General features: G+C 71.8%; 20 protein-coding genes. 10 read left to right on the forward strand and 10 right to left on the reverse strand.

Annotated elements, in window-relative coordinates; translation table 11 throughout:
* Positions 1-8 precede the first annotated feature (8 nt).
* Together HGB44_RS02035 and HGB44_RS02040 are read right to left on the reverse strand one after the other, a co-directional pair.
* On the reverse strand, positions 9-245 hold the full coding sequence (locus tag HGB44_RS02035) for a DUF397 domain-containing protein (protein WP_061079417.1): 237 nt from the start codon (positions 243-245) through the stop codon (positions 9-11).
* A 539-nt stretch (positions 246-784) separates the two neighbouring features.
* Positions 785-1669 carry a helix-turn-helix domain-containing protein gene (locus HGB44_RS02040; protein ID WP_061079416.1) on the reverse strand — a complete coding sequence of 295 codons (885 nt, stop codon included), beginning with the start codon at positions 1667-1669 and terminating at the stop codon, positions 785-787.
* Positions 1670-1992: 323 nt separating this feature from the next.
* Between HGB44_RS02040 and HGB44_RS02045 the strand changes: the two genes are divergently transcribed.
* A complete protein-coding gene (locus HGB44_RS02045; RefSeq protein WP_061079415.1) occupies positions 1993-2544 on the forward strand; it encodes an ATP-binding protein in 552 nt (183 codons plus the stop codon).
* Between the two features lie 152 nt (positions 2545-2696).
* Positions 2697-3065: an STAS domain-containing protein gene (locus HGB44_RS02050; RefSeq protein ID WP_061079414.1), complete on the forward strand. Its 369-nt coding sequence runs from the start codon at positions 2697-2699 to the stop codon at positions 3063-3065.
* 160 nt (positions 3066-3225) lie between these two features.
* Here the strand turns inward: HGB44_RS02050 and glmS are convergent, their stop codons facing one another.
* The gene (gene glmS, locus HGB44_RS02055; RefSeq protein WP_082768248.1) at positions 3226-5073 is read right to left on the reverse strand and encodes a glutamine--fructose-6-phosphate transaminase (isomerizing); all 1848 of its coding nucleotides are present in this window, start codon (positions 5071-5073) and stop codon (positions 3226-3228) included.
* Between the two features lie 332 nt (positions 5074-5405).
* Between glmS and coaA the strand changes: the two genes are divergently transcribed.
* The gene (coaA, locus tag HGB44_RS02060) at positions 5406-6311 is read left to right on the forward strand and encodes a type I pantothenate kinase (RefSeq protein WP_061079412.1); all 906 of its coding nucleotides are present in this window, start codon (positions 5406-5408) and stop codon (positions 6309-6311) included.
* A 61-nt stretch (positions 6312-6372) separates the two neighbouring features.
* Here the strand turns inward: coaA and HGB44_RS02065 are convergent, their stop codons facing one another.
* A complete protein-coding gene (locus HGB44_RS02065) occupies positions 6373-6879 on the reverse strand; it encodes a hypothetical protein (RefSeq protein ID WP_231972345.1) in 507 nt (168 codons plus the stop codon).
* A gap of 374 nt (positions 6880-7253) precedes the next feature.
* Between HGB44_RS02065 and HGB44_RS02070 the strand changes: the two genes are divergently transcribed.
* On the forward strand, positions 7254-9434 hold the full coding sequence (locus tag HGB44_RS02070; RefSeq protein WP_061079410.1) for a HelD family protein: 2181 nt from the start codon (positions 7254-7256) through the stop codon (positions 9432-9434).
* A gap of 43 nt (positions 9435-9477) precedes the next feature.
* Here the strand turns inward: HGB44_RS02070 and HGB44_RS02075 are convergent, their stop codons facing one another.
* Positions 9478-10197 (reverse strand): hypothetical protein, encoded by a 720-nt coding sequence (locus tag HGB44_RS02075; protein ID WP_061079409.1) that lies wholly within the window; start codon positions 10195-10197, stop codon positions 9478-9480.
* 221 nt (positions 10198-10418) lie between these two features.
* On the opposite strand from HGB44_RS02075, the gene HGB44_RS02080 reads away from it, so the two are divergent.
* The 6 genes from HGB44_RS02080 (at position 10419) to HGB44_RS02110 (ending at position 20078) form a co-directional block, all read left to right on the forward strand.
* Positions 10419-11342 carry a universal stress protein gene (locus HGB44_RS02080; RefSeq protein WP_061079408.1) on the forward strand — a complete coding sequence of 308 codons (924 nt, stop codon included), beginning with the start codon at positions 10419-10421 and terminating at the stop codon, positions 11340-11342.
* Positions 11343-11712: 370 nt separating this feature from the next.
* Positions 11713-13521: a phosphoenolpyruvate carboxykinase (GTP) gene (locus HGB44_RS02085; protein ID WP_061079407.1), complete on the forward strand. Its 1809-nt coding sequence runs from the start codon at positions 11713-11715 to the stop codon at positions 13519-13521.
* 501 nt (positions 13522-14022) lie between these two features.
* Positions 14023-17247 (forward strand): RHS repeat-associated core domain-containing protein, encoded by a 3225-nt coding sequence (locus HGB44_RS02090; RefSeq protein ID WP_061079478.1) that lies wholly within the window; start codon positions 14023-14025, stop codon positions 17245-17247.
* 502 nt (positions 17248-17749) lie between these two features.
* Positions 17750-17968, forward strand: coding sequence for a hypothetical protein (locus HGB44_RS02095; RefSeq protein ID WP_061079406.1), 219 nt, complete (start codon positions 17750-17752; stop codon positions 17966-17968).
* 396 nt (positions 17969-18364) lie between these two features.
* Positions 18365-19135, forward strand: a complete 771-nt coding sequence (gene fabI / locus HGB44_RS02105) for an enoyl-ACP reductase FabI (RefSeq protein ID WP_061079405.1) — start codon at positions 18365-18367, stop codon at positions 19133-19135.
* A gap of 157 nt (positions 19136-19292) precedes the next feature.
* Entirely contained in the window at positions 19293-20078 is a 786-nt protein-coding gene (locus HGB44_RS02110) for a bestrophin-like domain (protein WP_061079404.1), read from the forward strand.
* A 110-nt stretch (positions 20079-20188) separates the two neighbouring features.
* On the opposite strand, the gene HGB44_RS02115 is transcribed toward HGB44_RS02110, so the two are convergent.
* The 5 genes from HGB44_RS02115 to HGB44_RS02135 form a co-directional block, all read right to left on the reverse strand.
* Positions 20189-20971, reverse strand: a complete 783-nt coding sequence (locus tag HGB44_RS02115; protein WP_061079403.1) for a hypothetical protein — start codon at positions 20969-20971, stop codon at positions 20189-20191.
* A 165-nt stretch (positions 20972-21136) separates the two neighbouring features.
* Positions 21137-22792 (reverse strand): sodium/solute symporter, encoded by a 1656-nt coding sequence (locus HGB44_RS02120; protein ID WP_061079402.1) that lies wholly within the window; start codon positions 22790-22792, stop codon positions 21137-21139.
* A complete protein-coding gene (locus tag HGB44_RS02125) occupies positions 22786-23283 on the reverse strand; it encodes a hypothetical protein (protein WP_061079401.1) in 498 nt (165 codons plus the stop codon). Before HGB44_RS02125 ends, HGB44_RS02120 begins: the two co-directional genes overlap by 7 nt.
* On the reverse strand, positions 23280-24095 hold the full coding sequence (locus HGB44_RS02130) for a LytR/AlgR family response regulator transcription factor (RefSeq protein ID WP_061079400.1): 816 nt from the start codon (positions 24093-24095) through the stop codon (positions 23280-23282). The genes HGB44_RS02125 and HGB44_RS02130 overlap by 4 nt, the downstream gene beginning before the upstream one ends.
* Complete coding sequence (locus tag HGB44_RS02135) at positions 24092-25108, reverse strand: sensor histidine kinase (protein WP_061079399.1); 1017 nt, start codon at positions 25106-25108, stop codon at positions 24092-24094. Before HGB44_RS02135 ends, HGB44_RS02130 begins: the two co-directional genes overlap by 4 nt.
* Positions 25109-25393: the final 285 nt, after the last annotated feature.

Consider the following 25393-nt stretch of genomic DNA (forward strand, 5'->3'; position numbering starts at 1 on the left):
GGTCCTGGTCAGCGCAGGAGGGCGTCGAAGTCGCCGGTCTTGGCGCCGCGCACGAAGGCCTCGATCTCGGCGGGGGTGTAGACGAGCGCCGGCCCCTGGGGGTCGCGCGAGTTGCGCACGGCGATGTCCCCGTCCGGAAGCGTGGCGACCTCGACACAGTTCCCGTCCGGATTGCTCCAGCTGCTCTTGGTCCAGACGACCTTCGGCAGCCGGCTGGCGGGAACGCCGTTGTAGAACGGATGCATCTCAACCTCCTGGAACGTGGGGGACGCGTGAGCGGGGTGTGTCCACACGCGGCGGTCCAGTCCGCCGCGCCCGTCGTGTCGAACCACCGGGGCCCCGCCGGGAAGTCGACCCCCGGGCATGGGTGGCCCTGTCCCCCGTTGGGCTGTTTCATCCCCGGTGCGAGCCAAAGCGTAGCTTATGCACGTGCATTCGTACTTACGGCAGTAAGTACTTATGCAAGCACGTCGGGCGGTTCGGGGGCGGAACCGCACGTCACGCCCAACGCGGCGGGAATGCCGGGGGTCCGGTCCCCGAGGATCGTTGTCCGGTCGTGGCCGAAGGCGGCCAGCCGGGGGCCGGTTTCGTGTGCGAAAAGCGAACACCTGGGCGCGGAGAGCGACCAGGTGTGGGAAGGCGGTGGGGGAGGCGAACGGTGGGGTGGAGGAGGCTCCCGGGAGCGGGGTCCGGTGGTGGGGCCTGGCGGCGGGGACGAGGGGGAGGGCGTCCCGAGGCGGGTACCCCGGTCAGGGGCTCGGGAACCGGTGGGCGGGGACGGCGGTCAGGAGTAGCGCTCCAGGAAGCCGAGGAGGATCTCCTCCGTGGCGGAGGGCGGCGGCGCCTGGGTGGCGAGGTGGTCCATCGTCTGCGCGTAGCGGTGGGTGTCGTCGTACTTGTCGAAGTACAGGGCGCTGCTCAACTGCTCCAGGTAGACCACGTCGGGCAGTTGGGGGGTGGGGAAGCGCAGGATGCTGAACGGGCCGCCAGCGGCGGGGTGGCCGCCCATGGCGAAGGTGGCGATCTGGAGGGTGATGTTGGGGCGGCGGGCCATCTCGACCAGGTGCTCGATCTGCCCGCGCATCACCTCGGTGCCGCCGTAGGGGCGGTGCAGTACGGCCTCGTCGATGACCGCCCACAGTCTGGGCGCCTCGGGTTCGACGAATCTGCGCTGGCGGCGCATGCGCATCCGCACCCGGCTGTCGACGTCCTCCTCCGACGTGGCGGTCCGGGACAGGCGGATGACCGAGCGCGCGTAGTCCTCGCTCTGGAGCAGGCCCGGGACGAACTGGACCTCGAAGGTGCGGATGACCGACGCGGCCTCCTCCAGGCCGACGTAGACACCGAACCAGTTCGGCAGCACGTCGCCGTACTTGTGCCACCAGCCCTGGGCGTTGGCGCTGGAGACCAGCCCGAGGAGGGCCTCGCGCTGGTCCGCCTGCTCCACGCCGTAGAGCTTGAGCAGGTCGTCCACGTCGCGGCGCTTGAAGCTGACCTGGCCGAGCTCCATGCGGCTGATCTTGGCGTGGGAGGCGCGGATGGCGTACCCGGCGTCGTGCCGCGAAATCCCCTTCTCCTGGCGCAGCCGCCGCAGCTGCGTTCCCAGGAGAATGCGCAGCACGGTGGGGCCACCGCTGGAATTGGCCAGGAAATCCTGGGTGACCTGCATATTCTGTGCCTCTTCGGCGACCACATCGCCTCCTGTGCAACGGCTGTAGCGGCTTTGGTGCGGGCGACCGCTCAGTATACCCACGGGGCCCTGTTACGGACAGAGGTGAGCGGGGATTGGGGTGGGACCTATGAGCCCCTTACGGGTCTGATGTAAACACGCATGCCCGTCTGTGAATTCTGCGCAAGGGATCTACCAATAAGGGTGCTTCGTCCTATACTCTAGGCCGGACGTTGAGCTGCACGTGCATCTGTGTCTTACAGATGTAAGCCACGATGGCCCCTCGGACCGGGTCAACCGACAGCGCACTCGTGAGGACCTTGATGAACGCAGAGCTGGTGTCCTCGGAGACCGACTCCGAGCCCTCCTGGAGCCGCCCCTCCCTCGCGGTGGCCTCCCAGGCACTCCTGGGCGGCTGGTGGGACGACCCGCTGGGCCGTCTCCCGGTCGGCGAGCGCGCGCGGACGAGGGACGCGGCGGCGGGCGCGTTCGCGGCCTCGCCGGAGTCGGTGCGGCGGGCGCGCGAGTTCGCCTCCGGGGCCCTGGAGGAGTGGGGGTTCTCCGAGGAGGTCGAGGACGTCCGGCTGATCGTCTCCGAACTCGTGGGCAACTCCTGTCGGCACGCCCTCCCCGAGGTCGGACGCCCGCGCGGCCGCGTCGTGGTCCAGCTGCGCCGCCTCGACGGCGGGCGGGGCGGTGTGGTGTGCATGGTCGCCGATTCCAGCGAAAAAGCCCCGGTCAGGGTGGACGCCCACCATTTCGCCGAGTCGGGCCGGGGGCTCGGCCTCGTCTCCGCTTTCAGCCGTGAATGGGGCTGGGAACCGGTCAGCGGCCGCGGAAAAATCGTGTGGGCGATATGCGGTGGTGAGGGCTGACGCACGCCCCTGAGGGATTCCGGGAAAGGGCACCGGGGGCTGTGGACGGCACCGGACGGACCGCCCGGGAAGAGTAGGCTGTCAACGCATGTCGGCATTTGGCCGACCGCGTCCTGAGCAGAGTTCCCTACACCCGATCCCCGGAGCGAGGCGTGACCGTGCTGGACACGGAACAGGACCAGTTCGTCTGTGACGGGACCACCGTCGTCGAGCTGGGCGGCGAGATCGACATCGCCACCGCGGAGGAGGCGTTCACCCGGATCACGGCCGCCGCCGCGGACGGCTGCGTGGTGGTGGACCTGTCCGCGGTGGAGTTCATCGACGCCTCGGGCGTCAACGCCCTCGTGCGCGCCCTGCGCTTCGCGGCGGGGGCCCGGCACCACCTCCTCCTGGCCTGCCCGCCCCGCCAGCTGACCCGCATCCTCGACGTCCTGGCGCTGAGCGCGGTCCTGCCGACCCATCCCGACGTCTCCGCCGCCCGTTCCGCCCACGACGGATCCGGACGCGGCGCCCCGCGCTGACGGGAGCGTTCCCACGAGGGGGAGCGGACCCGTTCGCGCACCCGGCGCGGCCCCGCGCCGCACCCGCACACGGAAACCGACCCCGGCCGCGGGCCGGCCCCGGACACAGGAGGGGGCGCGCCCGGCGCCGTGCGCCGGACACGCCCCCTCCCCGGTCCTTCTACTCGACCGTCACGCTCTTGGCCAGGTTGCGCGGCTGGTCCACGTCGTTGCCCTTGGCCAGGGCCAGCTCGCAGGCGAACACCTGCATGGGGATCGTGGACACGAGCGGCTGGAGCAGGGTCGGCACGGCCGGGATGGGGATGAGCACGTCCGCGTACGGGCGGACCGCCTCGTCGCCCTCCTCGGCGATGACGATGGTGCGGGCGCCGCGGGCGCGCACCTCCTGGATGTTGGACACGATCTTGTCGTGCAGCACGCTGCGGCCCTTGGGGGAGGGCACCACCACGACGACCGGCACACCGTCCTCGATCAGCGCGATCGACCCGTGCTTGAGCTCACCGGCGGCGAACGCCTCGGCGTGCATGTACGCCAGCTCCTTGAGCTTGAGCGCGCCCTCCATCGCCACGGGGTAGCCCACGTGACGGCCCAGGAACAGCACCGTGTCGGCGTCCGACAGCGACCGGGCCAGCTCGCGGACCGGCTCGGCCGTCTCCAGGACCCGCTCGACCTGCTCGGGCATGGTGGCCAGCTGGGCGATCACGGTGTTGATCTCGTCGCCGAACTTCAGCCCGCGCACCTGGGCCAGGTACAGGCCGATCAGGTAGCAGGCGGCCAGCTGGGTGAGGAAGGTCTTGGTGGCGGCGACGCCGACCTCCGGGCCCGCGTGCGTGTACAGGACACCGTCGGACTCGCGCGGGATGGTCGACCCGTTGACGTTGCAGATGGCCAGCACCCGGGCGCGCTGCTCGCGGGCGTAGCGGACCGCCATCAGGGTGTCCATGCTCTCGCCGGACTGGGAGATGGCGATGACCAGGGTCTGCTGGTCCAGGATCGGGTCCCGGTAGCGGAACTCGCTGGCCACCTCGACCTCGCACGGGATGCGGCACCAGTGCTCGATGGCGTACTTGGCGATCAGACCCGCGTGGTAGGAGGTGCCGCAGGCGATGATGACGATCTTCTCGACCGAGCGCAGGTCCTCGGGGGACAGGCGCATCTCGTCCAGGGTGAGCTGGCCGTCGGCCGTCACGCGGCCCAGGAGGGTGTCGGCCACCGCGCGCGGCTGCTCGACGATCTCCTTGAGCATGAAGTAGTCGTAGCCGCCCTTCTCGGCGGCGGAGGCGTCCCAGTCCACGTGGTACTCGCGCACGTCGACGGGGTTGCCGTCGTAGTCGGTCACCGTGACCGAGTCCGCGCGCAGCTCCACGACCTGGTCCTGGCCCAGCTCGACCGCCTCGCGGGTGTGGGCGATGAACGCCGCCACGTCACTGGCCAGGAAGTTCTCGCCCTCACCGCGGCCGACGACCAGCGGCGAGTTGCGGCGGGCGGCCACGACCAGGTCGGGGTCGTCCACGGAGACGGCCACGAGGGTGAACGCGCCCTCCAGGCGTTTGCACACCGCGCGCATGGCGGAGGGGAGCCCGTCGGTCCGGGCCAGCTCGGTGTTGAGCAGGTGCGCGGCGACCTCGGTGTCGGTCTCGGAGAGGAACTTGCAGCCCTGCTCCTCCAGCTCCAGGCGCAGCGCGGCGAAGTTCTCGATGATGCCGTTGTGGACGATGGCGACACGGTTGTCGTTGTCCACGTGGGGGTGGGCGTTGACGTCGTTCGGGGCTCCGTGCGTGGCCCAGCGCGTGTGCCCGATCCCGGCGCCGTCGCCGCTGACGGGCCGCTCCTCCAGCGCCCGGCGCAGGTTCGCGAGCTTGCCCGCGCGCTTCTCGGTGCGCAGGGCGCCCTCGCCCAGCACAGCCACACCCGCGGAGTCATATCCGCGGTACTCCAACCTTGCTAGGCCGTCCACGACAACCTCAAGCGCCGGTTGCGGCCCGACGTAGCCAACGATTCCGCACATGGCCGCCAGCGTAAGCGAAGAAGCCGGTCGAATCGACCAACCAGGCACCCATACCACTGGTCATTTTCGCAGGTAACGGTATAGACCATTTGGTGCATGGGGAGTAGACCACGCAGGTCGGGGGCATGGGGGGGCAACGAGTGGAACCGATTCCACCCTCCGGGAAGGAGAGGCAAAATTTTGGGGGTACGTGTCGTGAACATGTGGCTTCGGGCACGTTTCCGGCGCTGTGGCGGGACTTGTGGGGACCGGCCGCCCGGTGCGGTCGACCCCCTGCTCTAGGGTGGTCATTCGTGTCTCACGCGACGAAGAACGGCTTCTCCACGCCGTACGTGGAGATGGACCGGGAGGCCTGGGCCGCGCTCCGGGCCTCCACACCCCTTTCCCTGACCGAGGCGGACCTCGCCGAGCTCCGCGGCACCACCGACCCCACCTCCCTCGAGGACGTGCGGGACGTCTACCTGCCGCTGTCGCGACTGCTCAACCTCTACGTGGGCGCGACCCAGCAGCGGCACGCCGCGGTGCGCGCCTTCCTCGGCGAGTCCGACCGCCCGTCGCCGTTCATCATCGGCGTCGCGGGCAGCGTCGCGGTGGGCAAGTCCACCACGGCGCGCCTCCTGCGCTCCCTGCTCGCCCAGTGGCCCAACCACCCGGACGTGGAACTGGTCAGCACCGACAACTTCCTGCACGCCAACGCGGTGCTGGAGTCGCGCGGCCTGATGCGCCGCAAGGGCTTCCCCGAGAGCTACGACCGCCGCGCCCTGGTGCGCTTCGTGTCGGAGATGAAGGCGGGGGCCGACCGGATCGACATCCCCGTCTACTCCCACCTGAACTACGACATCGTGCCGGACGAGCGCCAGACCGTGCACCGACCCGACATCCTCATCGTCGAGGGCATCAACGTCCTCCAGACCCCCTCCGTGGGACGCCTGGCCGTGGCCGACTTCTTCGACTTCTCCATCTACGTGGACGCCAGGGTCGAGAACATCCGCGGCTGGTACCTCGACCGCTTCCGCGAGCTGCGCCGCACCGCGTTCTCCGACCCGCGCTCCTACTTCCACCACATGGCCACCGCCATCGGCGAGGAGGAGGCGCTGGAGTTCGCCGCCAACACCTGGCGCACCATCAACGAGGTCAACCTCGTGGAGAACATCCGTCCCACCCGGGGACGGGCCACCCTGATCCTGTACAAGGGCGACGACCACCGCGTGAGCCGGGTGCGGCTGCGCAAGACCTGACCGGCCCGACACGGGCGTTCGGCCCGGCGCCGCGCCGGGCCGGGCCGAACGCCCGCCGCGGCTACCCCGCCGTCAGGGCCAGGCCGATCAGTACGCCCGCCACGACGGCCAGGGTCAGGACGACGGCGAACGCCATTCCGAGCAGGTAGGCGTGCTGCTCGAACCACGTCACGAGACCGGGGCGGAACCGGCTGAGCTCCTTGGGGGTGACAGGCCCCTCCGGGCCGCTGCACGGCAGCCCGAGCGCGCCCACCAGCCGGTCCATGTCCTCGGTCGTGTAGTTGGCGCCGTACACCCGGACGAGCACGCCGCCGTGTGCGTCGAGGACGAACAGGGTGTCGCAGGGGCCCCCGCGCGGCTGGACGACGGTCGCGCGGATCGTCCACACGGCGTGCGACCGTGACCGGCGCCGCTGGAAGAACGCCCCCTTGAGGACGATCTCGTGCGCGGTCAGCACGATCCTGGCGCGGTGGAGGTGCACGGCCACCACCGCGACCAGCACGGTCCACGCGGCGCCCGTGGCCAGGGCCGCTCCCGGGCCGACGCGGAACGCGATGCCGGCGGTCATGACCACACCGGTCACCACCCCGACACCCAACCTGGCCCATCCCGCCCGAAGGCCGGGCCGTAGTACGAGGTCGCCCTGAACGTGGTGCATGTGAGTACCGCCCTTTCCCGGTTCCTCGGACGCTCCCGCGCCCGCGTCGGTTCCCGTCCCCTCCGGGCGGTCGCGTACCGGCGGCGGCGCGGCCGGGGACCCGGGCCGGTTTGGCGAGGGTCCCGGGGCGGGTTAGGCTGGTGGCTCTTTTCGGCAGCGCCCCCTCAACGGGTGCTGTGCGCTCTCATGGATCGGAACGAACCGGGCCCTCGCGGCGACCGGGGCGGGACCCGCGCACGCGCGCTGCCGCGTTCCTGTCCCGCAGATCCCTCCGAGGTCGCCGCATGTCCACGACCGATCCCTCCGCCGTGCCCGTGAGCCCCGAACTCCGGGCCGAACGCGACCGCCTCGCCGCCGCCCGCGCCGCCCTGGACCGGATGCGGGAGGAGACCGAGAACAGCGCGCTCGTCCTGGGCGACGTCGTCAACGACAAGGTCACCAACGCGGCCCTGCGCCGCGGCCGCGAGCGCCGCCTCGCGGCCCTGGCCGACGTTCCCGGGGCCCCGTTGTTCTTCGGCCGCCTCGACTTCGAACCGGGCACCGTCTTCCTGGACGACGTCGTGTCCGACGGTGCCGGACCCGCGGCTCCGGCCCCCGACGCCGAGCCCGACCGGATCCACATCGGCCGCCGCCACGTCCACGACGCCGAGGGGCGTCCGATGGTCCTGGACTGGCGCGCCCCCATCTGCGTCGCCTACTACCGGGCCTCGCCCGGCGACCGGATGGACGTGCGCCTGCGCCGCCGCTACGGCTTCACCACGATCGACCGCGGCCGCGACGCTGACCCCGAGGTGGTGCTCACCGCCTTCGAGGACGAGCCGCTCACCACCGCCCCGACCGGGAGCGGCCAGCGCGGCAGCGCCCTGCTGGACGCGGAGATCGAACGCCCCCGCACCGGGCCCATGCGCGACATCGTCGCCACCATCCAGCCCGAGCAGGACGGCCTGGTCCGGGCCCCGCTCGGCACCACCCTGTGCGTGCAGGGCGCGCCCGGCACCGGCAAGACCGCCGTGGGCCTGCACCGCATCGCCTTCCTCCTCTACACCGAGCGCGAACGCCTCTCCCGCTCCGGCGTGGCGATCGTCGGCCCCAACCGCTCCTTCCTCTCCTACATCCGCGACGTCCTGCCCGCCCTCGGCGAGGTGGACGTCCAGCAGACCACCGTCACCGAGATGCTCACCGCCGGGCTGCCCGAGCGGTCCCGTCCCGCCGCCGGGTGGGTGCGCCGGACCGAGGAGCCCCGCGCAGCCCGGATCAAGGGCCAGGCCCGCATGGCCGAGGTGGTCCGCCGCGACCTGTGGTCGCACCTGCGCACGCCCGAGGAGGCGGTCATGGTCCGCCGAGGGTCGCGCCGCTGGCGCCTGTACCCCGAGGACCTGCGGCCCCTCCTCGACGAGCTGGCCGAACGCGGCGTCGCCTACGGCTCCGGGCGCGAACTCCTCTCCCACCGCATCGCCCACGCCGTGCTCTCCCTCATGGAGGCCCGGGGCGAGGTCTGCGACGACCGCACCCACGCGCAGGTGCGCCGCGATCCGGCCGTGAGGTCGGCCGTCACCGCCATGTGGCCCAAGGCCGACCCGCTCAAGCTGGTGCTCGGCCTGCTCACCGACCCCGAACGCCTGGCCCGCGCCGCCGAGGGCCTGCTCACCGCGGAGGAGCAGGCCGCCGTCCTGCTGCCGGGAAGGCCCCGCGGCCCCAAGACGGCCCTGTGGTCGGAGGAGGACCTGGCCCTGGTGGACGAGGCCGCCGCGCTCATCGAGCGCCCCACCGGGCTCGGCCACATCGTGGTGGACGAGGCCCAGGACCTGAGCCCCATGCAGTGCCGGGCGATCGGCCGCCGCTGCGTGTCCGGCTCGCTCACCGTGCTCGGCGACATCGCCCAGGGCACCAGCCCCTCGGCGGCCGTCAACTGGTCCACGCTCCTGGAGCACCTGGGCAAGCCCACCGGCCACCTGAGCGTCCTGGACCGCGGCTACCGCGTCCCCGCCCAGATCATCGACTTCGCCGCCCGCCTGCTGCCCGCGATCGCGCCCGGGCTGGGCGCCCCCGTGGCCGTGCGCCGCGCGCCCGGGGCGCTGCGGATCACCCCCGCCGAGGGGGACCTGGCCGCGTCGGTCGCCGACGCCTGCCGCACCGCGCTCAAGGGGGAGGGATCGGTCGGCCTCATCGCCGCCGACGCCGACCTGCCCGCCCTGCGCGAGGCCGTCGAAGCCGAGGGGCTGGCCGCGCCGCTGCTGGGGGAGGCGGGCTCCGGACCGGACGCGGGACGCCTGGTCGCGGTCCCGGCGAGCCTGGCCAAGGGCCTGGAGTTCGACGCCGTGGTGGTCGCCGAGCCCGCGGCCGTCGTCGAGGCCGAGGAGCGCGGCGTCAACCGGCTCTACGTGGTGCTCACCCGCGCGGTGAGCACCCTGCACGTGGTGCACGCGCGCCCCCTGCCGGAGGCCCTGCGCGACACCGGGGCGTGACGACGGGCGGGAGCGCGCCGGGAGCCGCTCCCGCTCTGGTCCCTCAGTGCTCGGCGCGGGTGCGCCGGGGCGTCCAGGACCGCTTCCACAGGCTGGGCAGCAGGCCCGCGGTGAGCAGCCACAGGGCCACCGCCACCAGGTGGACCCGTTGCAGGGTGCTGAACACGACCCCCGGATCGCCGTCGCCCCCGCCCGCGTGGAGCCGTACCGCCGCGACCAGGACGGCGACCGCGGTGACCAGCTGGAGCGCGGCCACGACGGCCACCAGCGGCCACTTGCCGTCGCCCATCCGGCGCCGGTCCACCGCCAGCACGGTCGCACCCGCCAGCGCGGCCAGGAGCGCGACCGCCGCGACGACGGCCTGGGTCGCCGTCGCCCCCTCCAGCCCCTCCGCCAGCGACTCCGTCGCGCACGCGACGTCCGTGGACACCACGCACGGCCCGGGGAAGAACGTGGCGGCCAGCGACGCCGCGCCGAACACGACCATGCACCACCACGACACCGCCAGCAGGTGGCCCGTCCTCTCCCTCGCGCCCAGCCCGAGCCCGATCCCGGCGGCGATCACCACCAGGATCGCCCCGATGCGGTGTGCGCTCTCCAGGAACCTGGCGAAGTCGGCGTCCTGGTCGGCCAGGGCCCCCTGGACCGTGCTGCCGCCGGGCAGCATGACCTCCACGGCCCACAGGCTGTACACGAGCGCGGCGACCACGGCCGCGACCTTCCCGTCCCTGTAGTCCCAGTGCAACTGCGTGGAGTGCGACATCGTGCCCCCTGTTTCCACGAACGTTCCCACGCCTCCCGCGGAGACATCCCCGGGAAGGCACGTGCTCGAACCACCGCTGTGCCGCCATCCCCTACCCGTGGTGCCCTGTCTCACCCAACTCGCGTCGGCACCGTTATCCACGGGTGCGTGTTCACACGGCATCATCGGGGGACACCGGCGGAATACGCGGGGCAGGGACGGCCGACGAGAAGGGCGCACGCATGGACGGCGCATCCACGACGCGATGGGTGATCGTGGGGGTCGACGGCACGGAATCCAGCCGCCACGCGCTGGAGTGGTCGGCGCACCAGGCGATGCTGCGCGGACTCGGGGTCCGGATCGTGGCGGCCGCGGGGCCGCTGGCCTCCGTCGGCGTGTTCGCGGGGCACGCGCACACCGACCCCGACGTCGCCCCGGACGTGCTCCCCGACGAGGTCGACGCCCAGGGGGCCGAGTCCCTCCTGGAGTACGCCGGGGACTGGGTGGCGCGGCTCTTCCCCGAGCTGCGGGTGGAGAAGCGACTGTCCTACGCCCGACCGGTGGAGGCCCTGCTCGCCGAGGCCTCCGCGGAGGGCGCCGTCGCCGTGGTGGTCGGCTCGCGCGGGCTGAGCGGGATCGTGGCCGCGTTCGTCGGCTCCGTGGGCATCGAGCTGGCCGCCCGCGCGCCCGTCCCGGTGATCGTGCTGCCCCGGGAGCACGCCTCCGCGCACGGTGTGCGGGGCCGGGTGATCGTGGGCATCGACGGGTCCGAGCCCAGCAGGCGCGCGGTGGACTTCGCCTTCGCGCAGGCCGACTTCGCCGACACCGAACTGGTCGCGGTGAGCGCCTGGCAGCCGCTGGTGGCCTTCGCCGCCGCGACCGGGCCCATTCCGCCCGAGCTGTTCGACGACGCGACCGCCGCCGAGGCCGCCCGGCAGGCGCTGGAGGAGGAGCTGGCCGGGCCCCGCGCGCGCCACGCCGGTGTGCCGGTGCGCACCCGCGTTGTGCGCGCCCACCCCGTGATCGCCCTGCTGGAGGAGGCCACCCCCGCCGACCTCATCGTGGTCGGCTCGCGCGGACGCGGGGGCTTTCGCGGGCTGCTGCTCGGATCGGTGAGCCACTCCGTCCTGCACGGCGCCAGGGGGCCCGTCGCCATCCTGCGCTGATCCGGTCCGGAGCCGTCTCTGACGCTCCCACCTGCGTCGACACGCCCCCGATCCCGGGGGTTGGCGGCACAGGTCTAGTGCCCGTGTCCGGGCCCCGGACACGGTGTGTGACGAACAGCACGGTGTGTCGATCGCGGTGCCCGGTTCCCCCCTCCGGCAGGGGAACCGGCCCCCAACAGCACCGGAACAGCTGCCGTTCGTGCACTTGCGTACCCGGTGGTAGACCACGCGGAACCCTTGCTGCACAGGGAAATCCGTTTCTCCGGCATGAGTTCTGTAGACCATTGGCCTAAACCAATTGGTCACTGCGGGGGATCGTCGTTCATGATGCGAGAGATCTCGACCTTGAGAAGGAGCCGCTGTGACTGCCGTGGATACCGACGTGGAAGCGCCGACCAAACACGAGGAGCTCGTCTCCTGGGTGCGGGAGGTCGCCGAGCTCACGCAGCCGGACGAGATCGTGTGGTGCGACGGTTCCGAGGAGGAGTGGACCCGCCTGACCGACCAGCTGGTCGAGCAGGGCACCTTCGTCCGCCTCAACCCGGACAAGCGCCCCAACAGCTTCTACTGCAAGTCCGACCCGAGCGACGTCGCCCGGGTCGAGGACCGCACCTTCATCTGCTCCGAGCGCGAGAGCGACGCGGGCCCCACCAACAACTGGATCGCCCCCGACGAGATGCGCGCCACCTTCGGCGAGGTCTTCCGGGGCGCCATGCGCGGGCGCACCATGTACGTCGTGCCCTTCTGCATGGGGCCGCTGGGCGGCGACATCTCCCAGCTCGGGGTCGAGATCACCGACTCCCCGTACGTCGTGGTGTCCATGCGCATCATGGCCCGCATGGGCAGCGCCGCCCTGCGCCTGATCGAGGAGCGCGGCGAGTTCGTCAGGGCCGTCCACTCCGTGGGCGCCCCGCTGGAGCCCGGCCAGCAGGACGTCGCCTGGCCCTGCAACTCCACCAAGTACATCTCGCACTTCCCCGAGACCCGTGAGATCTGGTCCTACGGCTCGGGCTACGGCGGCAACGCCCTGCTCGGCAAGAAGTGCTACGCGCTGCGCATCGCCTCGGTGATGGCCCGCGACGAGGGCTGGCTCGCCGAGCACATGCTCATCCTCAAGGTCACCCCGCCCAAGGGCCGGGCGCACTACGTCGCCGCCGCCTTCCCGAGCGCCTGCGGCAAGACCAACCTGGCCATGCTCCAGCCGACCATCCCGGGGTGGAAGGTCGAGACGGTGGGCGACGACATCGCCTGGATGCGCTTCGACGCGCAGGGCCAGTTGCGCGCCATCAACCCCGAGGCCGGGTTCTTCGGCGTCGCGCCCGGCACCGGCGAGAAGACCAACGCCAACGCCGTGGAGACCCTCTGGGGCAACAGCATCTTCACCAACGTCGCCCTGACCGAGGACGGCGACGTGTGGTGGGAGGGCCTCACCGAGGAGCCGCCCGCGGGCCTCACCGACTGGAAGGGCCGTCCCTGGACGCCGGAGTCGGGCGAGCCCGCCGCCCACCCGAACTCGCGCTTCACCACCCCGGCCGGGCAGGCGCCGACCATCGCCGACGAGTGGGAGGACCCGGCTGGCGTGCCGATCTCGGCCATCCTGTTCGGCGGTCGGCGCGCCACCGCCGTGCCGCTGGTCACCGAGTCCTTCAGCTGGCAGCACGGCGTCTACCTGGGCGCCAACGTCTCCTCGGAGAAGACCGCCGCCGCCGAGGGCTCGGTGGGCGAGCTGCGCCGCGACCCCTTCGCCATGCTGCCGTTCTGCGGCTACAACATGGGCGACTACTTCGCCCACTGGGTGAAGCTGGGCCAGGCGGCCGACGAGGCCGAGCTGCCCCGGATCTTCTACGTCAACTGGTTCAAGAAGGACGCCGAGGGCCGCATCGTCTGGCCCGGGTTCGGTGAGAACAGCCGCGTCATCAAGTGGATCGTCGAGCGGCTGGAGGGCGAGGCCGAGGCCGTCGAGACCCCGATCGGCCGCCTGCCCGTGGCCGGCGGCATCGACACCGAGGGGCTGGACGTCTCCGACGAGGACATGGACTTCGTGCTCGACGTCGACCGCGAGGTGTGGAAGCAGGAGGCCGCGCTGGTGCCGGAGTTCTTCAAGACCTTCGGCGACCACCTCCCGGGCGAGCTGTGGGACGAGTACCACGCCCTGCTGGACCGCCTGGAGAGTCGGTAACGACCGCGACGGGGGCCTGAAGGCCCCCTGACCCCGGGCCCCCTTCCGCGCACGGGGCCCGTGGGGGAGGGGCGCGGGCACGACGGTGCCCGCGCCCCTCCCTCGTGCGGCCGGTCGTGCGGTCGCCGTGCGCCGCGCACCATCGGCGGTGCCGGGGGACGCGATCGTTGCCCCATTTGCAATTGTTGTCGTCGGGGCCGGTTCCGGCCACCGAGGTCAGCGGGCCGCGCGGACGCCCTCCGGCGCACGCAGCGCTCCGTTTCCGCGGGCGTACGTGTTCACGTGCGCGAACGCGGTCACTCTCCGTTGCGCCCGTGGTCAAACTTCCCGAAGGTCCCTCTCGCCCAGGGTCACGCTCTTCACCCTGGGCTCATGGTGCTCTCGCGGCGGCGTTCCGTAACGTACCGGGTGCCTGAGCCGCCCGGAGACGGACCCTCAGACCAGGGGCGTCATGTCCGGGTGTTCCCCGTGCACATCCCTGCCCTGGGAGCGATCCCCCTCGTGAGAAGGCACATCCCCTGGTCCCTGACGGCCGCGACGGCCGCCTCCACCCTCGTACTGGGGCTGTTGTCCGCGCCCCCGGTCCTGGCCGACACCGACCCCCACTCACCCGCCGACCGCACCGTCCCGGTCCCCGACACCTGGGTGCCGGGCGAGGCCAACACCGAACCCGTGGGCGGAGAACCACCCAACGAACCCTGGTCCCCGCCCGGGGCCGAGAGCGCACCCGAGGCCCAGAACCGTTCGGAAGAACCCGAGACCCGGGTCGGCACCTGCGACGACGGCGTCAACCGCGGTATCCAGTCCTGGTACCCGCTGGAACGCCACCAGATCAGCGACCGCATGGAACTGACGGTCAACACCCAGGGCGGCAACCTCGTCGTGCGCCACCGGGACCTGACCGTGGCCGGAACGGGGCTGGACCTGTCGGTGTCCAGCTTCTACAACTCCGCGCCCTCCTACGACGGCTGGACCCTCTCCCACGGCCAGGACGTGGGGCTGAGCATCTTCAGCAATAGCATCATCTTCCAGGGCCCCTCCGGCTACTGCGAGAGCTTCGACATCGCCGAGGACGGCTCCTTCACCCCGCCTGCGGGACTCAACGCCGAACTGGAGGAGCTGTCGAATGGCCACTACGCGCTGACCTTCCACCGCGGCGAGTACGAGGACCAGGTGTGGACCTTCAACGCCGACGGGTGGCTGTACTCCCAGGCCGACCGCAACGGCCACACCCATCGGATGCGCTACGACACCGAGGGAGACCTGGCCTCGATCGTGGACACCCAGGACCGGGTGACCGTCTTCGAGTGGGACCCCGACGCCTGGGAACAGCCGACCCGGATCACCGACCCGGTCGGCGAGACCGCCACGGCCTTCACCTGGAACGGCGACGGCGGCATGGTCGCGCTGACCGACCGCGCGGGCCAGGACATCGAGTTCGGCTACGACGGCGACGGCCTGCTGACCTCGATCACCGACGCCACCGGCGCGGTGTGGAAGATCGCCTACAACGACGACGACCAGGTCTCCAGCCTGACCGTGCCCGACGGCACCGAGGACGGAGCCACCACCTCCTACTCCTACGCCGACGGTGCCTGGTCCAACACCCAGACCACGGTCACTGATCCGGGCGACGGTGAGTCCACCCTGGAGTTCGACGACCAGGGGCGGCAGACCTCCGCGACCGACCAGGTGGGCAACACCCGCTCCCAGACCTGGACGGCGAACTCGGACGTGGCCACCACCACCGACGCCCTGCAAGCCTCGGTGACCTACGACTACGACGAGTTCAACAACCTCATCGGCACCGAACTGCCCACAGGGGCGGCCACCTCGGTCGGGTTCACCGACACCGCCAACCCCGCCAAGCCCACCAGTGTGACCACCCCGGACGGGGACACGCTGGAGATGTCCTACGACGACGCGGGCAACCTCACCTCGGCCGTCCAGGAGGAGATGGACATCGAGGTGGCCGACATCCGCTACCACTCCAACGGGTTGGTGGAGCAGGTCACCGACGCCAACGGCAACGTGACCAGCTACTCCTATGACCGCGCCGGGAACATGACGGCGATGGACGAGCCGGGGCCGATGGGCACCACCGAATACGGCTACGACGCGCTGTCGCGGGTCACGGAGGTGACCGACGGCAACGGTGTGACCCTGGAGTACGGCTACGACCGGCTGGACCGGATCGTGTCCATCTCCCAGGGCGGCGACCTGCTCCAGGCCATCGCCTACGACGGCAACGGCCGCCAGGTGGCCACGCACACCGACCAGGCCAGCGTGGAGCACGCCTACAACGGCCGCGGTGACCTGCTCGAAACCGTGCGCACCGACTCGGCCGGAAGCGAGAGGACCACCTACGCCTACGACGCCGCGGGCAACGTCACCGAGATGGTCGAACACGGCAAGACCACGGCCTACGGCTACGACGCCGCGTTCCGGCTCACCTTGCTCACCGACCACACCGGGGCCGAGACCACCTTCACCAACGACGAGAACAACCGCCGCACCAGCATCACCCACCCCGACGGGGCCGTGGAGGAGCGCACCTACGACGACTCCGGCCGCCTGACCGGCATCACCACCACCGGAGCCGCCGACCAGAGCTTGGTGGAGGCTGTCTACTCCTACGACAACGACGGCACCGACAGCGACCAGCTCCAGTCGCGCACCATCGGCGGCGAGACCGAGACCTTCACCTACGACGGCCTGGACCGGCTCACCAGCGACGGCACCACCGACTACACCTACGACGACGTCGGCAACCTGCTCACCGCCGGGGATGAGGAGTTCGCCTACAACGACGCCGACCAGCCCACCAGCGCTCGCGGGGCCGAGGTGGGCCACGACGAGGCCGGGAACATGACCTCGCGGGGTGAGTACGTCTACGAGTACTCGGTGACCAACCAGACACTGCGCTCCAACGACGGCGAGGGCGAACTGGCCTCGTGGCTGAGCTACGACACCACCGACCAGACCCAGATGCGCGGCGTCACCGACGTGCACGAGGGTGATCGGGTGGAACGGCAGCTGTCCAACACCGCGCTCGGGGTCACCAACATCGCCTCCGAGGGCGAGCGCACCAGCTTCGTGCGCGACCCCGAGGGCCGCCTGGTCTCCATGGTGGCCTGGGACGGTGATGAGCGCTTCCACTACACCCTCGACCACCAGAACACCGTGCTGGCCCTCACCTCTGAGGGGTCGCAGGCCCAGTCCCCGGACGTGGTCTACGACTACAGCCCCTACGGCGAGCGCACCTCTGAGAGCCTGGAGGGAACCGAGGCGGCGGCGTTGAGCCCGTTCGGGTTCACCGGCGCCTACCAGTTCCAGGACGGCACGGTGCACCTGAACCACCGCTTCCACAGCACGTTCACGCTGGGCTTCACCCAGCCCGACCCGTCCCGGCAGGAGTTGAACAACTACGCCTACGCGGCCTGCGACCCCATCAACAACACCGACCCCACCGGGCTGAATGCGGTCACCTACGGATGCGCCGCTGCCAGTTTCGCGGGCGTGGCGCTCATTGCTGCGGGCAGTGTTGGTTTCATGGCAGGAGCAGGTCTCGCGATCGGCGCTCTGGTCGGGACAGGCGCCGCATTGCAGGGTTCCCTTATTGGGGCCGGTATTGCGACAGCCGTGAGTGCAAGTTCTGTGGCGACCGCGGTCGGAAATGCCGCCACACTCATCGGAGGCGTGTGTGCAGCAGCGAGCCTAGCCTAGAGGTTAACCAAAAGAAGGGACATTCTGCCATGATGTACATATCCTTTGTCTCATGGATAGTTGCATCGGCGTGCCTCTTCCTCGTGGTCAACATGAGACACAAGAGAACAAAGAACAAGAAGCTGTCATCCCAAAGCAAATGGGGGCGCACCGAATCTGTTTTTGCGCTCTTGGGAGCGATCGCTTTCTTGGCAGCTTTCTGCACCCTCGTTGCATCCTGAAATAACCGGTCTTCCTTAAGTGAGGGGCCGAGGGGCTTCTCCCCTCGGCCCTTACGGCGAGCGCACTTCTGAGAGCCTGGAGGGGACCGAGGCGGCGGCGTTGAGCCCGTTCGGGTTCACCGGCGCCTACCAGTTCCAGGGCGGCGCGGTGCGCCTGAACCACCGCTTCCACGGCACGTTCGCATTGGGCTTCACCCGCCCGGACCCCTCCCGGCCGGAACTGGGTGACTGCGTTCGGGCTTGCTGCGGCGGATCGGCAACCAAGGAAGGGGGCAGGGCACGTGGAGGGAAGCTTTCCGAAGGACCCGACCAAGAAGGAGCTTCGCACCCTCCTCGGGTTCAGGCTCGTCGGTATATCCGCCTTCCTCGGTATGGCCGTATGGCGCGCGTGGGAGGGCGATTACCTGTGGTCCGCTCTGAGCGTGCTCCTCACGGCTATTCTCTTCGCGGTCTATGCGGCCCCTCGCATGCTGCAACTGCGCCGCAAGAAGAAGGAGTGACCTCCGGGAAAGGAGGCGCGGGCACGACGGTGCCCGCGCTCCCTTGTCCTGCGGTCACCAGGCGCCGCGCAGCCCAGCCGGTGGGGCACGCTCCACGAGGGCGGCCGGACCACGGTCTGGTTCGAGATCGACCGCCCCGACCGCGGTTCCGGCCGGTCCGCCGGGTACGCCGGGCGGTGACCCCGTCCCCCGGCACGAGCGCGGTCCCCGCCGACGCCCGTGCCTCCTGCCGCGGTCCGCCCCGCCCGGTCCGAACCGCGCCCGGGACGGATCGCCGCCGCCCGCCTCCCGGGGTTTCAAAATCCGGGCCCGAACCTTGTACCGATTCCCCGGTGACGGCCCGTCCGCCCACCGGTACGTTCCTCCTGCCAGCACCTACGCACAGAAGGAACCCAGGTGAACCTCCTCATCACCGGCATCACCACCCAGTCCTCCATCGCCTACGCGATCACCGAGGAGGCGATGGAGCAGGGCCACCAGGTGATCCTGACCAACCCGCCCGGCAGGCAGCTCTCCATCCTGGAGCGGGTGGCCAAACGCCTCCCCGCCGAACCCGTGGACATCCTTCCCATGGACGTCACCGACCCCGACCAGGTCACCGAGACGGCGGGCAAGGTCGCCGCCCACTGGGGGCACGTGGACGGGCTGCTGCACTCCATCGCCTACGCCCCGGGCGACGCGCTGGGCGGCAACTTCCTCAACACCTCCTGGGAGGACGTGGCCACCGCGATCCACGTGTCCGGGTACTCCCTGAAGGCGCTCGCCGTGGGGTTCCGTGAGCTCATGGCCGCCGCCCCGCACGGCGCCGGGGTCGTCTCCCTGACCTTCGACGCCTCCCGGGCCTGGCCGGTCTACGACTGGATGGGGTCGGCCAAGGCCGTGCTGGAGAACTCCACGAAGTACCTGGCCCGCGACCTCGGCGGTGACGGCATCCGGGTGAACGCCATCAGCGCGGGGCCGGTCAAGTCCCTCGCGGGCGGCTCGATCCCCGGGTTCGACCAGATCGCGGACGGTTGGGCCGCCTCCGCGCCGCTGGGCTGGGACACCAAGGACGCCTCCGCGGTCGCCGGTCCCGCGCTGTTCCTGATGTCCCCGGCCGCGCGGGCCGTCACCGGCACGACGCTGCACGTGGACGGCGGGTACCACGCGATGGGCGCGCCGCTGTAGCCCGGGGTGTCGACCGGGAGGGGGAGGACGTCCGCGCTGGTCACCGCGCCGGGGGGACATTTGCGGACGTTCCTGCTTTCCGCTGAGAAGGCCGTCCCGCGCGTGCTACGGATGGACCCGTTCGCTGCCGGTCCCTCCTCCTTCCCTGGGAATCCCCATGATGACAATGCTGACCGTCCTCGCCGTCCTGGCCGCCATGGTCGGCGGCGCGGTGCTCGCCGTAGGCAGGTTCCGCGTCGATGACGAATCCTCGGGGGGCGCCGTCAGCGTGGTCGTCGCCCCCTGCGTGCTCGCGCTCTACCTCGCGGCGGCGGCGATGGGGGTGGTGATCGGCTGGGAGAACTTCACCGGTGCCGGGGACGGGTTGACGGAGGAGACGGGCGCGGCCGACGCCCTGTACTGGAGCACCACCACCCTCCCCGCCGAGGAGGCGGAGACGGTGCGCCAGCAGCTGCGCGCCTACATGAGCGCGGTCGCGGAGGAGGACTGGCCGATGATGCGCGCCGAGGGCGAGTTGAGCGAGGAGGGCGACGAGGCCCTGGCCGACCTGGCCGCGTCGGTGCGGGCGCTGTCGGTGTCCGACACCGGCGACGGCCTGGACCGCCTGACCGCCCGCCAGGAGCTGGCGGAGCTCAGCGACGCGCGCATCGAGCGCGCCGACGCGGCCGGGGACGGCATCCCGTCCGTCCTCAACGGCATCGCGGCGCTGTCGGCCATCGCGGTGGCGGTGCTGCCCTTCGCCATGATCCGGCGGGGCTCGACCGTGGCCTACTTCTGGGCGTCGGCCAACCTGGTGTTCGTGTTCGCCACGATCCTGCTGCTGTTCTACCTGGGCAACCCCTACAACGGGGCCCTGGCGCACGACGCGGGCGCGGTCCAGGACACGCTGGCCGGGTTCGACCGGATCGACGCCTCGCTCGACGCCTCACCCAGTCCCCAGTAGGGGGGAGGAGCGGGCACACGGGCTGTCGGACGCGTCGTCGGGGCACGCGTCCGGCAGCCCGTTCCTGTTCTTGCCCAGTCCGCCCAGTCCGCTCAGCCCGCTCAGCCCGCTCAGCCCGCGGAGCGCGCGGCGGCGCGGCCCGCACCCGCCGCGACCACGGCGATGACGACCATGAGCACCACCATGGTGCGCATGGGGGTGAAGGCACCGGCGGCCTGCTGCGCGGAGGGCGGGGAGAGGTCGGCCAGCACCTGTTCCCGGACGGCCTGCTCCACCGGGGCCGGGGCCGACGGGGACGCGGACGGTCGGGCGGGGTCGGCCGCGCGTTCCTGGGCGGCCTCCGTCGGGGCGGGGGAGGGGTCCGCGGCCGGGCTCCCCGGCTCGGGCGCCACCGCTCCGGGCTCCTCCGGGGCTTCGGGGCCGGGCTCCTCGGGCGCGGGTGGCGCGGGCGGCGCGGGTTCGCCGGGTTCCGGGGGAGCGGGCGGCTCGGGCTCGGGGTAGCCGGGCTCCTCGGGCGGCTCCGGCTGCTCGGGCGGCCCCGGCTCCTCGGGGCTCGGCGAGCACGGCGGCGCCTCGCCCGCGCGCACCACCACCCGCACACCGTTCGCGCACACCAGGACGTAGGACCCGGGGGAGACGTCCACCAGCGCGCCCGAGGTCTCCACGCGGACCCCGCCGGGGCCCACCTCCACGCGGGAGTTCCCGTCGTCCACGCTGACGCCGGTGCCGTCCGCGTTCACCTGCGGGACGGTGTCCACCGCGCCGACCAGGGAGGCCGTGTCCAGCGGTCGGGCGGGCGGGTCGTCCGGGGCGAGCGAGGGCGAGGCACCGCAGACGATCAGGAGCGCGCCCGCCGCCAGCAGCGCGGGCAGAGCACGGCGTGAGGGGGGCATGGGACTCCTCGTGTCGCTGTCGGCACTACGGGTGATCGTACGCGGTCAGTCCGGACCCTACACCCGCGGCCGCGCTCCGAACGGCCCTCCCGACACGGATGATCTTGCTACCAGTGCCACTTTCGGCGCCGAGAGTGGCACTGGTAGCAAGATCACGGCTGGGGGTCAGGGGGAGTGCAGGCGCAGCACGGCGTGCTCGGCCCAGTCCGGCGGCCTGGTCAGCCGCGAGACGAGCACCATCGTCCCGAAGGCCAGCGGGATGGTCCACGCCGCCGGCTGCCCCAGCAGCACCGCCAGCCACCCGACCGGGGGCGGCAGCAGGATCGACCACCCCACCGCGCCGGTCGCGGTCACGGCCCCCACGATCAGTCCGGACGCGGCTCCGGGCAGGGTCAGCCGCCGCCACCAGATGCCCAGCACCAGCAGCGGGCAGAACGTCGACGCCGCCACCGTGAACGCCCACACCACCAGCACGTTGATGTCGATCATCTGCGCGGGCAGCGCCAGCAGCACCGCCACGCACGCGCCCACGGCCACCGCCAGGCGCAGCCGCGGCACGCTGCCCTGGAACAGGTCGTGCGACAGCCCGCCCGCCAGGGCCAGCAGCAGCCCGGAGGAGGTGGACAGGAACGCGCCGAACGCCCCCGCCGCCACCAGCGCCGTCAGCACCGTCCCCACCGAGCCCGGCACCGCCTGGGCGGGCAGCACCACCGCGACCGTGTCGGTGCCCTGGAGCAGCACCAGGTGCGGGGTGAGCACCCGCCCGAGCAGCCCGTACACCGTCGGGAACAGGTAGAACAGCCCCAGCAGGGCGATCACGCCCACCGCCACCCGGCGCGCCGTCCGCGCCGTCGGACTGGTGTGGAAGCGCATGATGACGTGCGGCAGCCCCATGCAGCCCAGCGTGATCGCCAGCAGCGTGGACCACGTCTCGAACAGCGGGTATCCGCCCACGTCCAGCAGCGGCGAGCTCCACCGCTCGCTGCCCAGCTCCGGCAGCCCCGCCGGGCGCGGGATGGTCGCCCCCTCGGGGAACACGTACTCGGTGCCCGCCTCCACGGTGTGCTCCCCGGCGGCGAACTCCACCTGTTCGCCCCCGGAGGTGGTCACCGTCACCGGCTCGTCCAGGCTGAACCGGGTCCCCACGGTGAACTCCACCGGGGTCGCCTCGGGGAAGTGCGTGCCCCACTCGGGGTTGAGCGCCTCCGCCCGGGTCTGCGGACCGGCGTGCGCCACCAGGTAGACCGCGGGGATGGCGATGAAGGCCAGCTTGACCACGTAGTGGAAGGCCTGCACGTAGGTCGCCGACCGCATCCCCCCGGCCGCGATCGACCCGCTCACCACCAGCCCGGCGAGCAGCACCCCCACCCAGTACGGCGTGCCGCTGACCAGGGCCAGCACCACACCGGCTCCCTTGAACTGGGGCACCAGGTACAGCAGCATGATCACCAGCACAACGCAGCCGCACAGCTTGCGCAGGCGCGGCGCGCCCAGGCGGTACTCGGCGAAGTCGGGCACGGTGAACGCCCCCGACCGGCGCATGGGACCGGCCACCAGCGCCACCACCGCCACGTAGCCCGCGGCGAACCCCACCGCGTACCACATGGTGCCCAGTCCGTTCTTGAGCAGCAGTCCCGCCAGCCCCAGCACCGAGGCGGCCGACAGGTACTCCCCGGCGATCGCCATCGCGTTCCAGTTGGGGGAGACCCGCCGTGAGGCCACCAGGAAGTCGGAGGTCGAGCGGGCAGCCCGCACCCCGTAGACGCCGATGACCAGACTGGTGAGCAGGACCAGCCCGATCGCCAGGACCGCGATCACCACGTGCGCCCCGTGTCCTCACCGCTCGCGCGTCCCGGTCCCCCCGTGCGTCCGGGGTCCCGGCCGTGCTCCCCGCGGCCGGGCCCGCCGCGCCGTCCGCTGCCGCGCTCCGGAGTACCCGCGGCCCCCGCCCGGTCAGCGGCGCTCTCCGCCCGGTCCTCGATCCGCTCGGCCGAGCGCACGTGCCACAGCGCCAGACCGAACAGCATCGGGTAGATCGCCACCGTCAGCAGCAGCCACGACAGCGGGACGCCGCCCGGCCGGATCTCCCCCAGCGCGGGGAAGAGCGCGAACGCGCCGCTCATCCCGAACAGCAGCGCCGACAGCACCGCCACGGTGCGCACGGCGGTCCGCCGCTGGGCGCGGAACAGCGCGCGGGCCGCCTCGGTGTCCACCGGCTCCGGGATCGGCAGCAGGTGCTGCGCGGGCCGGTTGCCCCGGGCCAGCGCGATGCGGGTCTGCGGGCTGGTCAGCTTCTCGCGGCGCGGACTCATGGCGCCTGCTCGCCCTCACCGTCCCGCGACCGGGAGGCGGGACCGCCCTGGGCGTTCGCGGACCGGCCGAGCTGGTCGCGGCGGGCCGCCTCCAGCAGCTGGGCGCGCAGGTGGCGGCCGTGGCGGCGGCTCACCGGAACGTCACCGGCGGGTGTGCCCGCCACCAGACCGGACGAGGAGGTCACCCGCAGGTCGCGCACCCACGGGATGGCGATGAGGAACCCCCGGTGGACCCGGACGAACCCGGCCGAGGCCCACACCTCCTCCAGATAGGACAGCGACAGGCGGATGAGGTGGCCGCCGTCGGAGGTGTGCAGGCGCACGTAGTCGCCCTGGGCCTCCACGAACTGCACGTCGTCGCGCTTGACGAACACCGTGCGCCTGCCGGTGTCGATCTGCACCACGTGCAGGTCCTCGGCGGGCGGGGCCCCGCCGCCGGGCCTGCGCAGCTGCGCGATGCGGCCCACCGCCTCGGCCAGGCGCTCGGGCCGGATCGGCTTGAGCAGGTAGTCCACGGCGCCGATGCCGAAGGCCTCCACGGCGTGGGCCTCGGAGGCGGTCACGAACACGATGGACGGGGGCTCGGACAGCACGCTCAGCACCCGGGCCACGTCCATGCCGTCCAGGCCGGGCATGAGGATGTCCAGGAACGCGGCGTCGATGGTGGTGGTCCCCAGCAGCCGCACCGCGGTGGCGCCGTTGTCGGCCACCAGGACCTCCGCCACCTCGGGCATGTCGCCGAGCAGTGACGCCATCTCCTGGCGGGTGGAGGCCTCGTCCTCGACCACCAGCACCCGAAGTTCGGGCTTCAACGCGCCACCACCCCCCTGGTGAACCTGGGCACACGCACGGTCACCTTCGTCCCCTCCCCCAGCGCGGTCTCGATCACCAGACCGTACTCGGGTCCGTAGACGGCGCGCAGCCGCTGGTCCACGTTGGCCAGGCCGACGCTGCGCGACTCCGGGCCGGTGCCCGCCAGCAGGGCCCGGGCCAGGTCGGGGTGCATGCCCACCCCGTCGTCCTCGATCTCGATGACGCACAGCGGACCCTCACCGAAACCGGAGACGCTGATGTGGCCCTTGCCCTCCTTGCGCTCCAGCCCGTGCCGGATGGCGTTCTCCACGATCGGCTGCACCACCAGGAACGGTATGGCCACGGGCAGCACCTCGGGGGCCATCCGCACGGTGATGTCCAGGCGGTCGTGGAAGCGGGCCCGCTGGAGTTCGAGGTAGGTCTGGGTGGCCTCCAGCTCCTCCGAGAGGGTCGCGTAGTCGCCCTTCTCCGAGAAGCCGTAGCGCAGGTAGTCGGCGAAGTCCGACAGCAGGTGGCGGGCCCGGTCGGGGTCGGTGCGCACCAGGGCGGCGATCACCGCCAGGGCGTTGTGCACGAAGTGGGGGGAGATCTGCGCCCGCAGGGTGCGCAGGTCGGCGGCGGCGATCCGCGCGCGGGCCCTGCGCAGCGCCGCGTGGTCCAGGCAGTCGGAGACCAGAGCGGCGGCGGCCTCCACGTCGGCCTCCACGGGGTGGCCCGAGGCCACCAGGGCGCCGGACAGCTCGTCGGCCACGGTCAGGGGGACCGCGCACACCGACGTGCCGTCGGGCAGGCGCACGCGGGCGTTGCTGCCGTACTCGAAGACCTGGGAGAGCAGCCCCTCGACCTCGGACGGGGCGGGGCGGGTTCCGTGCGCGGCGACCGGACCGTCCAGGTCGGCCAGCACGACGCCGTCGACGGCCAGGAGCTGGCGCAGCCGCCTGGCGGCCGAGGAGACCCTCCTGCCGTGCAGCCCGTCCCGGAGATCGACGCCGAGGGCGTGGACCTGGCGCATCAACTCGACGCTCGCCCGCTGCTCCGAGGACGCTGGGCGACGTCGGGAGGGGGAGGACACCCGCGACAGCCACCGGTATGACACGTAACGACCCTATCCCAGCGAACTGTGTCGGTGCTCACGTGGTCGGGGTCACCTTTCGGATCGTGACGCAAATGCGCGCTCGCGCCGCGGGCAGGAGCCGGGCCCGCCACCGGGAGCGGTGGCGGGCCCGGGGGAGTGCTCGGGGCGGTGGCCGTGCCGGGAGAAGGGTGGGCTCCCGGTTGGAGTGGGCCGCCGACGGCC

Source organism: Nocardiopsis alborubida (assembly GCF_012396365.1).
In the GTDB taxonomy this organism is placed as follows: Bacteria; Actinomycetota; Actinomycetes; order Streptosporangiales; family Streptosporangiaceae; genus Nocardiopsis; species Nocardiopsis alborubida.